A 13891-nucleotide genomic window follows, 5' to 3' on the forward strand; every position below is an offset into this window, starting at 1 on the left:
TAGGGGTGACGGATCGTGGAGCAGCCCGCGCACGGTGGTGAGCCGGCCGGCGCGGCAGGTGACGCTGCCGAGGCGCTCGAGCACCCACTGCCGGAAGGCGTACGGCGGCGGGTCGTCGCGCTGGTCGCGGACGCCTTCGGCGGGCTCACCGTCGCGGAGCTGCCCGCGCCCCTGCGGCAGTACGCCCGCTTCACCGCGAGCCGGCGGGCCAAGTTCGCCGGCAACGCGATGGCCGCCGCGCTGGAGAGCGACCCGCTCTTCCGGCAGCGCATCGGCGAACGGTTCAAGCAGGCCCAGCCCGAGCTGGCCGGAGCCGTGGAGACCGGCACCCCGCCCGCGGCCGCCGACCCCGTCGACGTGGCGGCGGCCGCCTATGTGCTGCGCCCGCCCGGCTGGGTCAAGCTGGTCGCGGCCGCCGGCGAGGAGGCCCAGCGCGCCGACGCCGAGCGGGTCGACGAGGCCGGCCGGCGCGAGCTGGAGCGGCTGCGCGAGGAGCTCGCCGCCGCACAGGACCGCTCCCGGGACGAGACCGAGCAGCTCCGGCGCGATCTGGAGTCCGCCCGCAAGGAAGCGGAATCGCTTCACCGCAAGCTGCGCAGCGCCCAGAGCGACGTCAAGCGGGGCGAGGCGGCGCTGCGCAAGGTCCAGGGCGAGATCGAGGCCGCGCGGGCGGAGTCGGCGGCCCAGGTGTCGGCCGCCGAGAGCGAGACGCGGCGGCTCAGGGCCCGGCTCGGCGAGGTCGAGGCGGCCCTGGAGGCGAGCCGCAGGACCGCGCGCGAGGGGCGCTCCGTGGAGGACATGCGGCTGCGGCTGCTGCTCGACACCGTGCTCGACGCGGCACAGGGGCTGCGGCGCGAACTGGCGCTGCCGCCCGTCTCGGTGCACCCGGCGGACACCGTGGACGCGGTGGAGCCGGGCAGGATGTCGCCGAAGGACATCGCGGCGCGGGCGCTCTCCGAGACGGACCCGGCGCTGCTCGACCAGCTGCTCGCGCTGCCGCAGGCGCATCTGGTCGTCGACGGCTACAACGTCACCAAGACCGGCTATCCGACAATGCCGTTGGAGAAGCAGCGGCTGCGGCTGCTCGGCGGGCTCTCGGCCCTGGCGGCCCGCTCGGGCGCCGAGGTCACCTGCGTCTTCGACGGGGCGGAGCTGGCGGCGCCGGTGCTGCTCGCGCCGCCGCGCGGGGTGCGGGTGCTGTTCTCCAAGCCCGGTGTGACGGCGGACGAGTTGATCCGCCAGCTGGTCAGGGCGGAGCCGCCGGGCCGGCCGGTCGTGGTGGTCTCGACCGACCGCGAGGTGGCCGACGGCGTGGCGAAGGCGGGGGCGCGGCCGGTGGCGTCCGCCTTGTTGCTGAAGCGGCTTTCGCGCCTCTCGTGACGCATTTCAAGTGTTGGGTGATATGCCCGAATTCTGGATGGCGCACCGTCAAGTGCCCATCACGGGCCGTGTGATGTATGTAAATAAAGTGGTGCGTGGGCGAGATTTTTGCCAGTGGGATTTGAACTGATCACAACTTGGTCACTAGGGTCGAGCCTCGAACCTTCGCGCGGTTGATCACCCATCCGGGGTGGCGGCGGAGGAACCGCCTGCCCGTGACCGGTTGGGCGGCTCTGAGGAAGAAGGAGCTCGCCTTCGTGGCGTCCCACCGTCGTCCCAAGCAGCCGAGCCGTACCCGTGTGACCGTGTTCACCGCGGCCGCGGCCGCTGCAGTCGCCCTCTCCGCCCAGTCCGGCGCCCAGGCCGCCCCCGCGCAGCCGAAGATCGACGACGTCAAGTCGAAGGTCGACAAGCTGAACCACGAGGCCGAAGAGGCCACGGAGCAGTACAACCTCGCCGACGAGCGCCGCGGCAAGCTGCAGAAGGAGATCGGCCAGCTCCAGGACAAGGTGGCCCGCGGCCAGCAGGAGCTCAACACCCTGCGGGACCAGATCGGTTCGGTCGCCAGCGCCCAGTACCGCTCCGGCGGCATCGACCCGGCGCTCCAGCTCTTCCTCTCCGCCGACCCGGACACCTACCTCGACAAGGCGTCCGCGATCGACCAGATCAGCGCCCAGCAGGCCGACGTGCTCACGTCGATCCAGGCCAAGCAGCGCACGCTCGCCCAGGAGCGGGCCGAGGCGACCGCCAAGCTCGCCGACCTCGAGGACGTCCGCAAGACCCTCGGCGAGAAGAAGAAGAAGTTCCAGGGCAAGCTCGCCGAGGCCCGGAAGCTCCTCAACACCCTCACCGCCGAAGAGCGCGCCAGGATGCAGGAGAAGGAGCAGCGCGCCAGCCGCGCCGCCGGTGAGCGCGTGAACCTGGGCAACGAGGTCCCGGCCTCGCAGCGCGGCGCCGCCGCCCTCGCCGCCGCCGGCACCCAGGTCGGCAAGCCGTACGCCTCCGGCATGGAGGGCCCCAACTCGTACGACTGCTCGGGCCTGACCCAGTGGGCCTACGGCCAGGCCGGCGTCGACCTGAGCCGCACCACCTACACCCAGCAGAACGACGGTGTGAAGATCGGCCGCAGCCAGCTCAAGCCGGGCGACCTGGTCTTCTTCAACGGCCTCCAGCACGTGGGTCTGTACGCGGGCAACAACACCGTCCTGCACGCCCCCTACCCGGGCGCCTACGTCCGCTACGAGTCCATGAACACCCTGGGCTCGTTCATGTTCGGCGTCCGCATCTGACGCACGCCGACCCGCTCCGCCATGCCGCCCGAACGGGTGGTTCGCGGTGACGCGCACTGACCTGACGCCCCGCCGGTGACCTGTGTTCTCCGGCGGGGCGTCACTTTGTGTGCCCGGCACCTTCGTTGGACGAGGGCTGATCAGCGGCTACTGTCTGCCGCGCCAGTCTGCGTCGAGCCGAACGGAGCGCGATCCGTGGCGTCCCACCGCCGACCCGCCCGGGTCACCGTCCTCACCGCCGCCGCCGCGGCCACCGCGGCGGCGTCCCTCGGGGCCGTCCCCGCGAGCGCCGACCCCGGCGCCACGCCCGCGGCCACCCGCGCCACGGTCGACCGCCTCTTCGAGGAGGCCGAGAAGGCGACCGAGGGCTACAACCGGGCGGACGAGAAGGCGGACGCGCTGCGCCGGACGGTCTCCCAGGCGCAGGACGGCCTCGCCCGCGGCCAGGAACGCATCAACCGCATGCGGGGCGCGCTCGGTTCCGTCGCCGGCGCCCAGTACCGCTCCGGCGGCATCGATCCCGCCCTCGCCCTGCTGCTCTCCTCCGACCCGGACAGCTACCTGGAGCGGGCCACCGCCCTGGACCGCGTCACCGCCCGCCAGAGCGCCGCCCTCGGTGAACTCCGGCGCGCGCAGCGCGGCCTGAACCAGAAGCGGAGCGAGGCGCGCGCGGCCCTCGCCGAACTGGAGGCCAGCCGCACCGAGGTCGCCCGCCACAAGCGCACCGTCGAGCGGAAGCTCGCCGAGGCCCGCCGGGTGCTCGCCTCCCTCACCGTCGAGGAGCGCGCCGACTACGACCGCTCCTCGCGCACCGGCGACCGCGCCGAGGCACCCGGCGAGGCACTGCCGCCGCTCGCCGACCTCGGGCCCTCCCGGGCCGCCGCCGCGGTGATCGCCGCCCGCAGCGCGATCGGCAAGCCGTACGTGTGGGGGGCGACCGGCCCCAGCGCCTTCGACTGCTCGGGCCTCATGGTCTGGTCGTACCGGCAGGCCGGCATCAGCCTGCCGCGCACCTCGTCCGCGCAGCGGCACGCGGGCCGTCAGGTGCCGCTCTCCCAGGCCCAGCCCGGCGACCTCGTCACCTACCGCGGCGACGCCAGCCACGTGGCGATCTACGCGGGGAACGGGCAGGTCATCCACGCCCCCTACCCCGGGGCCCGGGTCCGCTACGACCCGGTGAACATGATGTCCCACGTGACGGTGACCCGGGTGTAGGGCCGTCCGCTTACGATCGGGGGCGTGGCGTTTCGGCGGAGTGGTGCGGTGCGCGGCGCGGCGGCGGGGCTGTCGGCCGTGGTGCTCGTCCTCGCCGGATGCGCGGCCCCCGCCCCGGCCGGCCCGGACTCCCGGGAGATCCAGAGCCTCCTCGACACGCACGCGCGGGCCCTGCTCGACCGGGACGCGCCCGGCTGGCTCGCGGCCCTCGACCCCGCGCTCGCGCCCGCCGCGCGCACCGAGTTCGACCGGCTCGCGAAGATCCCGCTGGGCAGCTGGACCTACCGGGTCACCGACGTCGACCGGACCGGCGAGGGCCGGGCCACCGCCCGCGCCGAACTCGGCTACCGGATCAAGGGCTACGACTCCGGGCCCGCCACCAGCGAGCGGATCCTTGACCTGACCCAGCGGGACGGCCGCTGGTACGTGACCGGGGACCGCGCCGCCGAGGGCGCCCCGCAGCAGCTGTGGCAGCAGGGCGAGGTCACGACGGTGACCGGCGCGCGCAGCCTCGTCCTCGGCGTGGGACAGGGCCAGGAGCGGCTGCGGGAGATCGCGGCGGCCGCGGACCGGGCGGTGCCCGCCGTCGGGGACGCCTGGAACGGGAACTGGGCGGGCCGGGTCGTGGTCCTCGTCCCCGACTCCATCGAGGCCATGGGCCGGCTCCTCGGGGGGCCGGCCGACTCCTACCGGGGCATCGCGGCCGTCACGACCGGCCGGGCGGGCGGCGGCCCGAAGGCGCCCGCGGACCGGGTGATCGTCAACCCGGACGCGTACGCGGTGCTCGGCGCGTTCGGCCGGCAGCTGGTCCTCACGCACGAGACCACCCATGTCGCGACCCGTGTCCAGACCACCGGGGCCACCCCGGTCTGGCTCTCCGAGGGCCTCGCCGACTGGGTCGCCTACCGGGGGACCGACCGCACCGCCGCCCAGGCCGCCCCCGAGCTGCGGCGCGCGGTCCGGGCGGGCGACCTCCCGGCGGAACTCCCCGACGACGCGGCCTTCGCCTTCGGCGGCGACGCGGAGGCCCTGGCCCGCGCCTACGAGGGCGGCTGGCTGGCCTGCGAGCTGATCGCGGACCGCTGGGGCGAGGAGAAGCTGACGGAGTTCTACCGGGCGGTGGGGGCGCACCCGGTCCGGGAAGGCGCGCTGGAGAAGGCGTTCCGGGACGTCCTGGACACCACGCCGGAGGACTTCACGGCCGACTGGCGCACGTACCTGGGCGAGCGGCTCGGCTAGCTACCTTCCTCCTCGGGGCACGCTCAGAACGAGCCCGACAGGGCCTTCTCGCGCTCCGGCCGAGCCGCCTGCGCCGGCACCCGCCCGGCCCCGGCGAGCCGCGGCTCCGTCACCGTGTGCCGCCACAGGATCCGGCAGGCGACGACCGTCGCGGCGATCAGCAGACCGTTCCGCGTGAACAGCACCGCCACGCCCAGCGGATCGCTCCGCGTCACGTGCGAGAACCACACCGGGAACTCGAACTGCGTCACCGCCGTCGCCCACAGCACCAGGTGCGCGGGCCTGCGCATCCGGCTCGACCGGTAGGCCAGGCACACCGCGGCCAGCCCGACCAGCCACAGCATGTACTGGGGGGAGAGGACCCGGCTCGTCGTCGTGAACAGCAGCACCGCGACGAAGGCCGCGTCCGCCGGAGTCGACGACACGAAGCGGCGCGCCCGGATCCGCCACACGAGCAGCCAGCCGAAGGCGGCGACCGTCAGGGCCATCGCGGCCGTCGACACCGTGGACACGTACGGGCCGAGGAACTCGATCGAGCCGTAGTTCATCCGCGCCTCGCCGTCCCAGCCGAAGTGCCGGACCACGTGGAAGACCATCGCGCCCAGCGACTCGACCTCGGTGCCCCGGTCCCGCTGGAAGCCGAGGAAGGCCAGCGCCCCCGGCATCCACACCAGGCAGAACGCCAGCACGCCTGCCGCCGCGCCCACCGCCGTCGACCAGGAGCGGAACGTCGCCCGCCCCTTCGGGGTCCCCGCGAGCAGCAGCACCGGCCACACCTTGAGGACCGCGCCGAAGCCGGCCAGCGCGCCCAGCACCCGGGGGCTGCGGCCCGCCGCGAGCAGGGCCATGACCGCGACGGCGGTCACCATCACGTCGTACCGGGCGTACGCCGTCGGGCCGAGCAGCGGGACGCCCGCCAGCCAGAACCAGGCACCCCGCATCGAGCGGCCCGCGCGGCGGCCCGTGTGGAGGAGGAGCCCGAAGACCACCGCGTCGCAGAGGAAGGCGAGGACGAAGAACGCCGACGCGTAACCGAGGAACGGCAGCAGGCCCGGGGCGAGGATCGCGAACGCCGCGGCCGGCGGGTACTGCCAGGTGACGTCGTCCAGCGGGTACGTGCCCGTCCGCAGGACCTCGTACCAGCCCTGGTAGATGTTCGACACGTCGAACGTGATGTCCGGCCCCGGGATCACCACGACCTTGAAGACGCAGAGCAGCAGCAGGACCCGGCTGAGACCCCAGAGGCCGAGCGGAAGCCGCAGGCTCGTGCGTGACCCGTTCTCCACGGCACCCGTCGTCACTGTCGCGTCCTTGTCCTGTCGGCCCGCGGTGGCGGGGCGGCCGTGTTGCCGGGCGGTGGATGCGATCGCGTACTGTCGGCCACGATGCACAAGACCCTGATCGTAACCAACGACTTCCCGCCGCGTCCCGGCGGAATCCAGGCCTTCCTGCACAACATGGCACTCCGCCTGGATCCCGACCGGATCGTGGTCTACGCCTCCACGTGGAAGCGCGGCCGCGAGGGGATCGAGGCGACGGCCGCGTTCGACGCCGAACAGCCTTTCACGGTCGTGCGGGATCGCACCACCATGCTGCTGCCGACCCCTCGCGTCACCGCCCGCGCCACCGCGCTCCTGCGCGAGCACGGCTGCGAGTCCGTGTGGTTCGGTGCCGCCGCGCCGCTCGGCCTGATGGCCCCCGCACTGCGCCGCGCCGGCGCGAAGCGGCTCGTCGCCACCACCCACGGCCACGAGGCCGGCTGGGCCCAGCTCCCCGCCGCACGGCAGCTCCTGCGCCGCATCGGCGAGGGCACCGACACGATCACCTACCTCGGCGAGTACACCCGCTCCCGGATCGCGAGCGCCCTCACCCCGGCCGCCGCGGACCGCATGGTCCAGCTCCCGCCCGGTGTCGACGAGAAGACCTTCCACCCCGGCTCCGGCGGCGCCGAGGTCCGCGCCCGCCTCGGGCTCAGCGACCGGCCCGTCGTCGTCTGCGTCTCCCGGCTCGTGCCGCGCAAGGGCCAGGACACCCTGATCCGGGCCATGCCCGAAATCCTCCGCCGGGTCCCGGACGCCGTCCTCCTGATCGTCGGCGGCGGCCCGTACGAGAAGGACCTGCGCCGTCTCGCCGCCGAGACCGGCGTGGCCGGATCCGTGCGCTTCACCGGCGCCGTGCCCTGGGCCGAGCTGCCCGCGCACTACGGGGCCGGCGACGTCTTCGCCATGCCCTGCCGCACCCGGCGCGGCGGCCTCGACGTCGAGGGCCTCGGCATCGTCTACCTGGAGGCCTCCGCCACCGGTCTGCCCGTCGTCGCCGGGGACTCCGGCGGCGCGCCCGACGCCGTCCTCGACGGCGAGACCGGCTGGGTCGTCCGCGGCGAGTCCGCCGAGGAGGCCGCCGACCGCGTCGCCACCCTCCTCCTCGACCCCGAGCTGCGCGCCCGCATGGGCGAGCGCGGCCGTGCCTGGGTCGAGGAGAAGTGGCGCTGGGACCTGCTCGCGGAACGGCTGCGCGAGCTGCTGTAGGAGCACGCGAGAGGGGCCCGGGGCGCACGCGCCGCCCCGGGCCCCTCCGTCGTGCCGCTACTTGGTGTAGATCGCCTCGATCTCGTCCGCGAACTCCTTCGCCACCACGTTCCGCTTCAGCTTCAGGGACGGGGTGATGTGGCCCGCCTCCTCGGTGAACTGCGCCGGGAGGATGCGGAACTTGCGGACCGACTCCGCCTTGGAGACCGCCGCGTTGCCGTCGTCGACGGCCCGCTGGACCTCCGCGATCAGGTCCGCGTCGTCCCGCAGGGAGGCCGCCGTCGCACCCGCCGGCTTGCCGTGCTCGCTCGCCCAGCGGCCGAGGAACTCCTCGTCGATCGTGACCAGCGCGCCCACGAACGGACGGCCGTCGCCGACCACCATGCACTCCGCGACCAGCGCGTGCGCCCGGATCCGGTCCTCGATGACCGCAGGGGCGACGTTCTTGCCGCCCGCCGTCACCAGGATCTCCTTCTTGCGGCCGGTGATCGCGAGGTAGCCGTCCTCGTCGAGGGTGCCGATGTCACCCGTGTGGAACCAGCCGTCCGCCAGCGCCTCGGCCGTCGCCGCCTCGTTGTTCCAGTACCGCGAGAAGATGTGCTCGCCGTGCAGCAGCACCTCGCCGTCGTCGGCGATCCGCACCACCGAGCCCGGCAGCGGCTGGCCGACCGTGCCGATCTTCTGCCGGTCCCACGGGTTGAACGCGGTCGCCGCGCACGACTCCGTCAGGCCGTAGCCCTCCAGGACCGTGAAGCCGATGCCCCGGAAGAAGTGGCCGAGACGCTCGCCCAGCGGCGCGCCGCCCGAGATCGCGTACTCGCCGCGACCGCCCAGCACCGCCCGCAGCTTGCTGAAGACGAGCTTGTCGAAGACCTTGTGCTTCAGCCTCAGACCGAAGGACGGGCCCTGCGGGGTGCCGATCGCCCGGCTGTACGCGATGGCCGTGTGCGCGGCCTTGTCGAAGATCTTGCCCTTGCCGTCGGCCTGCGCCTTCGCCCGCGCCGAGTTGTAGACCTTCTCGAAGACGCGCGGCACGCCCAGGATCAGCGTCGGCCGGAACGAGGCCAGCTCGTCGGTGAGGTTCTTGATGTCCGGGACACAGCCGAGACGGATCGGCGCCATCACGGACGCGACCTCGACGAGCCGCCCGAAGACGTGCGCGGCCGGTAGGAACAGCAGCACCGAGCACTCGCCCGTACGGAACAGGGGCTTGAGCCGCTCCACGATGTTGCCGCACTCGGCGAAGAAGGCCCGGTGGGACAGGACGCAGCCCTTGGGGCGGCCCGTCGTGCCCGAGGTGTAGACGATCGTCGCCGGGTCGTCCGCGTTCGCCGCCGACATGCGCGCGTCGAGCAGCTCGTCGGAGACGTCCGTGCCGGCCGCGGTGAGCCGCGCGAGCGCGTCGTCCTCGATCTGCCAGACGTCCTTGAGCTCCGGAAGGTGCTCCCGCACGGAATCCACCGACGCCTGGTGCGCCGCGCTCTCGACGAGCGCCAGGGCCGAGCCCGAGTCGCCGAGGATCCACTGGATCTGCTCCGGCGAGCTGGTCTCGTACACCGGCACGGTCACCCCGCCGGCGCTCCAGATCGCGAAGTCGAGGAGCACCCACTCGTAGCGCGTGCGGGACAGCAGCGCGACCCGGTCGCCCGGCTCCACGCCGGAGGCGATCAGCCCCTTGGCGACCCCCCGGACCTCGGCGAGGAACTGCGTCGCGGTGACGTCGGTCCAGACCCCGTCGATCTTGCGCCCCATCACGGCGACGTCTGGGTGCTGGGAGGCGTTGCGGCGGATGAGATCCGTCAGGTTGCCGTCCGTGGGGACCTCGTACAGGGCCGGAAGGCTGAACTCGCGCAAGACTGCTGCTCCTCATCGGGCGCCGGCGCCACGGCTCTGTGTGATGCACCGGTGTAGTCCATGATCGGGCAGGTGCTCAGTGGGGGTGAGCACGACTGGACTGCCCGGACGTTACCCACCAGTACAGGGTTCCCGATAGGGGGTCCCGGCCAGATGTTCCGTGCGTCACACATGCGTGACGGTGCTCTGCGCACAGTAATCCACGGGTTTCGCGACTCCCAAGTAACCGCAGGTGACACCCCCTAAGGTGGGCTCATGCGAGTCCATGTGGTCAGTGACGTGCACGGCAACGCCGGCGACCTCGCCAAGGCGGGGGAGGGCGCCGACGCCCTGATATGTCTCGGCGATCTGGTCCTCTTCCTCGACTACGCCGATCACAGCCGGGGCATCTTCCCCGACCTCTTCGGCACCGAGAACGCCGACCGGCTCGTCGAACTCCGCACCGCCCGCCGCTTCGACGAGGCCCGCGACCTGGGCCGACGGCTCTGGGCCGGACTCGACGTCGACCGCGACACCGCCATCGAGGCCGCGGTCCGCCGCCAGTACGCCGAACTCTTCGCCGCCTTCCCCACCCCCACGTACGCCACCTACGGGAACGTCGACATCCCCCGGCTCTGGACCGACTTCGCCGGGCCGGGGACGACCGTCCTCGACGGCGAGCGGATCGAACTCGGCGGGCTCGTGTTCGGTTTCGTCGGCGGCGGCCTCCGCACGCCCATGCGCACCCCGTACGAGATCTCCGACGAGGAGTACGCGGCGAAGGTCGAGGCCCTCGGCGACGTCGACGTCCTCTGTTCCCACATCCCGCCGGACGTGCCCGAGCTGACGTACGACACCGTCGCCCGGCGCTTCGAGCGCGGCAGCCGCGCGCTGCTCGACGCCATTCACCGGGTACGGCCCCGGTACGCGCTCTTCGGCCACGTCCACCAGCCGCTGGCACGCCGGATGCGGATCGGCGCGACGGAGTGCGTGAACGTCGGCCACTTCGCCTCGACCGGAAGGCCCCACGCGCTGGAGTGGTGACGGCGCGGCCACAGGGGCGCGATAGCCTTCCGTCGGCACGTCTGTGCCCTTTTGCTTCCGCTTTACTTCCGCCGGACCGCACAGTGGAGGAGCCACCGCGATGGCCGAACACACCAGCTCGAGCATCACCATCGAGGCGGCGCCGGCCGACGTCATGGGTGTGATCGCCGACTTCGCCCGCTACCCCGAGTGGACCGGCGAGGTGAAGCAGGCCGAGATCCTCTCCTCCGACGAGGCCGGGCGCGCGGAGAAGGTCCGGCTGCTGCTCGACGCCGGGGCGATCAAGGACGACCACACCCTCGCGTACACCTGGACCGGGGACAACGAGGTCAGCTGGACGCTCGTCAAGTCCCAGATGCTCCGCTCCCTCGACGGCTCGTACCTGCTCAAGGCCCTCGGCGACGACCGCACCGAGGTGACCTACCAGCTGACCGTGGACGTCAAGATCCCCATGCTCGGCATGATCAAGCGCAAGGCCGAGAAGGTCATCATCGACCGCGCCCTGCAGGGCCTGAAGCAGCGGGTGGAATCCGGCGAGTAGCCGCCGCGCCCGTCACGGGCACGCGTTCCGCCCCGCGGGACGCCTGCCCGCACGGGCCGGGGCGCGCCCGCGACGGCGCCCGGTAACGTCTGGCGCATGGGGATCATGCTTGTCACCGGACCCGGCGGCGCCGGACGCACCACCCTCGCCGCCGCCACCGCCCTCGCCGAGGCAAGGGCCGGCCGCAGGGTCCTGCTCGTCTCCGAGGACGACCGGCACGTGAGCGAGGGGAACCTCCGGGTCCTGCGCCCCCGGCCGGGGAGCGACTTCCGGCGGGAGTTCCTCGACCTCCAGGCCCGTTCCTCCGCCGCCCTCGACCTCCTCGGCGCCGCCCCCTTCGAGGACGCCGAGCTGACCGAACTCCCCGGCAGCCGTCAGTTCGCCCTGCTGCGGGCGCTCCGCGAGGCCGCCGCCGGTGACCACGACCTCGCCGTCGTCGATCTGCCCCCGCTCCCCGAGGCCCTGGCCCTGCTCGCCCTGCCCGGGCAGCTCCGCCGCTATCTGCGTCGCCTCCTCCCCCCGGAGCGCCAGGCCGCCCGCGCCCTGCGCCCGATGCTCGCCCAGCTCGCCGGCGTCCCGATGCCCGCGCAGTGGCTGTACGAGACCACCGCCCGCTGGGAGGCCGAGCTCGCCGCCGTCCAGGCCGTCGTCGAGGCCCCCGACACCACCGTCCGTCTCGTGCTCGAACCCGGCCCCGCCGCCGCCCGCGCCCTGCGCGACGCCCGTCTCGGCCTCGCCGTCCAGCGCCTCGCGCTCGACGCCGTCGTCGCCAACCGGATCCTCCCCGCCGGCTCGGGGGACCCCTGGCTCGCGGGACTCGCCGCCGAGCAGCACCGCCACCTCGCGGAGCTCCGCACCACCGCCGCCGAGGAGCCGTACGAGGTGTACGAGGCGCCGCACCTCGGCCGCGCACCGGGCGGAGCCGAGGACCTGGCGCTCCTCGCCTCCCCGGCGCCGGACAGGACGGCCCCCGTGGCGGAGTGGGCCGTGGAGGACCGGCGCGAACAGGACGGTGTCCTCGTCTGGCACATCCCGCTGCCCGGGGCTGTCAAGGAGGAGCTCTCCCTGGTCCGCCGCGGCGACGAACTGCTCCTGACCGTCGGCGCGTTCCGCCGCGCAGTCCCGCTGCCGGGAGCCCTGCGCCGCTGCACCGTCACCGGCGCCGCGCTCGTCGACGGGGACCTGCGGGTGCGCTTCACCCCCGACCCCGGGCTCTGGCCCCGCACCCCCTGAGACGGCGTGTACCGTCGAAGTACGCAGCCACTGAGGAGTACGCCATGAGCGATTCGGACGCCTGGGCCAAGGCCTGTGCCGAGGACCTGGAGGCGGAGAAGGCCCGCCGCCGGGCGCAGCGCGCGACCGAGCCGGGCTCGCCCGCGGAGGAGTTCCGCAAGCTCTTCGAGGCCGTGGCCGACAAGGTCTCCGGCGGCCTCGGGAACCCGCTCCTCGGCGGCCAGGCCGCGCAGACCGTGCAGCAGCTCGTCAACCAGGCGAAGGCCGCCGTCGAGCCCGTCATCGAACGCAACCCGCAGGTCTTCGACCACCTCGCCGCCGCCGGCAGCGAACTGCTCGCCGCCTACCGCTCGGCCGTCGAGGGCCACGAGAGCCGCTGGACCCGCGGCGGCTCCGGCGGCGCCGTCCCCGACGCGGACGACCCGCGCCGGGACGCGGACGCACCGAGCGAGGCCGACCGCAAGGACGACGAAGGGCCCGGAACCGGCCAGCACATCGACCTGGACTGATCGGCGGGCCACCCCCGCTCGGGTACGGTGGGCCTTAGCGGGGCTCGACCGAAAACTGAGGGACACATGGGACTCACCATCGGCGTCGACATCGGCGGCACGAAGATCGCGGCCGGCGTGGTCGACGAGGAGGGCAACATCCTCGACACGCACACCGTGCCCACCCCGCCGACCCCCGAGGGCATCGTCGACGCCATCTGCGCCGCGGTCTCCGAGGCCGGCAAGGGGTACCAGATCGAGGCCGTCGGCATCGGAGCCGCGGGCTACGTCGACGACAAGCGCGCCACCGTCCTCTTCGCGCCGAACATCGACTGGCGGCACGAGCCGCTCAAGGACAAGGTCGAGCAGCGGGTCGGTCTCCCCGTCGTCGTGGAGAACGACGCCAACGCGGCGGCCTGGGGCGAGTACCGCTTCGGCGCGGGCCAGGGCCACGAGGACGTCATCTGCATCACCCTCGGCACCGGCCTCGGCGGCGGCATCATCATCGGCAACAAGCTGCGCCGCGGACGCTTCGGCGTGGCCGCCGAGTTCGGCCACATCCGGGTCGTCCCGGACGGCCTGCTGTGCGGCTGCGGCAGCCAGGGCTGCTGGGAGCAGTACGCCTCCGGGCGCGCGCTCGTCCGGTACGCCAAGCAGCGCGCCAACGCCACCCCGGAGCGCGCGGAGCTGCTCCTCGGCCTGGGCGACGGCACCCCGGAGGGCATCGAGGGCAAGCACGTCAGCCAGGCCGCCCGCGGCGGCGACCCGGTGGCCATCGACTCCTTCCGTGAGCTGGCCCGCTGGGCGGGCGCCGGTCTCGCCGACCTGGCCTCGCTCTTCGATCCCTCGGCGTTCATCGTCGGCGGCGGCGTCTCGGACGAGGGCGACCTCGTCCTCGACCCGATCCGCAAGTCCTTCCGGCGCTGGCTGATCGGCGGCCAGTGGCGTCCGCACGCGCAGGTCCTGGCCGCGCAGCTCGGCAACAAGGCCGGCCTGGTCGGCGCCGCGGACCTGGCCCGCCAGGGCTGAACCCCGCACCGGCATGTGACGACCGCCCGCCGCGTCCTCTCGGACCCGGCGGGCGGTCGTCGTATGTTGACC

12 protein-coding genes are annotated in these 13891 nt (G+C 73.4%); 10 read left to right on the plus strand and 2 right to left on the minus strand.

Translation table 11 applies throughout. The features are described 5' to 3' along the window. Window positions 1-15: 15 nt before the first annotated feature. The 4 genes from ABTY59_RS12845 to ABTY59_RS12860 all read left to right on the plus strand — a co-directional run bounded on the left by ABTY59_RS12845 (window position 16) and on the right by ABTY59_RS12860 (window position 5123). Window positions 16-1380 carry an NYN domain-containing protein gene (locus tag ABTY59_RS12845; protein WP_352018952.1) on the plus strand — a complete coding sequence of 455 codons (1365 nt, stop codon included), beginning with the start codon at window positions 16-18 and terminating at the stop codon, window positions 1378-1380. A 257-nt stretch (window positions 1381-1637) separates the two neighbouring features. Continuing rightward, window positions 1638-2669 carry a C40 family peptidase gene (locus tag ABTY59_RS12850; protein WP_352019209.1) on the plus strand — a complete coding sequence of 344 codons (1032 nt, stop codon included), beginning with the start codon at window positions 1638-1640 and terminating at the stop codon, window positions 2667-2669. A gap of 195 nt (window positions 2670-2864) precedes the next feature. Beyond that, a complete protein-coding gene (locus ABTY59_RS12855) occupies window positions 2865-3884 on the plus strand; it encodes a C40 family peptidase (protein WP_352018953.1) in 1020 nt (339 codons plus the stop codon). A 24-nt stretch (window positions 3885-3908) separates the two neighbouring features. Then, the gene (locus tag ABTY59_RS12860) at window positions 3909-5123 is read left to right on the plus strand and encodes a hypothetical protein (protein ID WP_352018954.1); all 1215 of its coding nucleotides are present in this window, start codon (window positions 3909-3911) and stop codon (window positions 5121-5123) included. Window positions 5124-5146: 23 nt separating this feature from the next. On the opposite strand, the gene ABTY59_RS12865 is transcribed toward ABTY59_RS12860, so the two are convergent. Beyond that, entirely contained in the window at window positions 5147-6424 is a 1278-nt protein-coding gene (locus tag ABTY59_RS12865; RefSeq protein WP_352018955.1) for a glycosyltransferase 87 family protein, read from the minus strand. 84 nt (window positions 6425-6508) lie between these two features. Here ABTY59_RS12865 and ABTY59_RS12870 point away from each other — a divergent pair, with 84 nt between their 5' ends. Next, window positions 6509-7651 carry a glycosyltransferase family 4 protein gene (locus ABTY59_RS12870; protein WP_352018956.1) on the plus strand — a complete coding sequence of 381 codons (1143 nt, stop codon included), beginning with the start codon at window positions 6509-6511 and terminating at the stop codon, window positions 7649-7651. A gap of 57 nt (window positions 7652-7708) precedes the next feature. Here ABTY59_RS12870 and ABTY59_RS12875 read toward each other — a convergent pair whose 3' ends face one another. Continuing rightward, window positions 7709-9505 carry an AMP-dependent synthetase/ligase gene (locus ABTY59_RS12875; RefSeq protein ID WP_352018957.1) on the minus strand — a complete coding sequence of 599 codons (1797 nt, stop codon included), beginning with the start codon at window positions 9503-9505 and terminating at the stop codon, window positions 7709-7711. Between the two features lie 255 nt (window positions 9506-9760). On the opposite strand from ABTY59_RS12875, the gene ABTY59_RS12880 reads away from it, so the two are divergent. The 5 genes from ABTY59_RS12880 (at window position 9761) to ABTY59_RS12900 (ending at window position 13819) form a co-directional block, all read left to right on the plus strand. Then, a complete protein-coding gene (locus ABTY59_RS12880) occupies window positions 9761-10528 on the plus strand; it encodes a metallophosphoesterase family protein (RefSeq protein ID WP_352018958.1) in 768 nt (255 codons plus the stop codon). Between the two features lie 100 nt (window positions 10529-10628). Then, window positions 10629-11069 (plus strand): SRPBCC family protein, encoded by a 441-nt coding sequence (locus ABTY59_RS12885; RefSeq protein ID WP_352018959.1) that lies wholly within the window; start codon window positions 10629-10631, stop codon window positions 11067-11069. Window positions 11070-11165: 96 nt separating this feature from the next. Next, window positions 11166-12302 (plus strand): ArsA family ATPase, encoded by a 1137-nt coding sequence (locus tag ABTY59_RS12890; protein WP_352018960.1) that lies wholly within the window; start codon window positions 11166-11168, stop codon window positions 12300-12302. A 44-nt stretch (window positions 12303-12346) separates the two neighbouring features. Beyond that, entirely contained in the window at window positions 12347-12811 is a 465-nt protein-coding gene (locus ABTY59_RS12895) for a DUF5304 domain-containing protein (protein ID WP_352018961.1), read from the plus strand. 66 nt (window positions 12812-12877) lie between these two features. After that, window positions 12878-13819, plus strand: a complete 942-nt coding sequence (locus ABTY59_RS12900; RefSeq protein ID WP_352018962.1) for an ROK family glucokinase — start codon at window positions 12878-12880, stop codon at window positions 13817-13819. Window positions 13820-13891: the final 72 nt, after the last annotated feature.

The sequence above is a fragment of the Streptomyces sp. NPDC096079 genome, assembly GCF_040303145.1.
In the GTDB taxonomy this organism is placed as follows: Bacteria; Actinomycetota; Actinomycetes; order Streptomycetales; family Streptomycetaceae; genus Streptomyces.

Coding starts and splice junctions, on each gene's coding strand:
- ABTY59_RS12880 (WP_352018958.1), top strand. CDS start 9,761: ATGCGAGTCCATGTGGTCAGTGACGTGCACGGCAACGCCGGCGACCTC.
- ABTY59_RS12890 (WP_352018960.1), top strand. CDS start 11,166: ATGGGGATCATGCTTGTCACCGGACCCGGCGGCGCCGGACGCACCACC.
- ABTY59_RS12870 (WP_352018956.1), top strand. CDS start 6,509: ATGCACAAGACCCTGATCGTAACCAACGACTTCCCGCCGCGTCCCGGC.
- ABTY59_RS12895 (WP_352018961.1), top strand. CDS start 12,347: ATGAGCGATTCGGACGCCTGGGCCAAGGCCTGTGCCGAGGACCTGGAG.
- ABTY59_RS12900 (WP_352018962.1), top strand. CDS start 12,878: ATGGGACTCACCATCGGCGTCGACATCGGCGGCACGAAGATCGCGGCC.
- ABTY59_RS12885 (WP_352018959.1), top strand. CDS start 10,629: ATGGCCGAACACACCAGCTCGAGCATCACCATCGAGGCGGCGCCGGCC.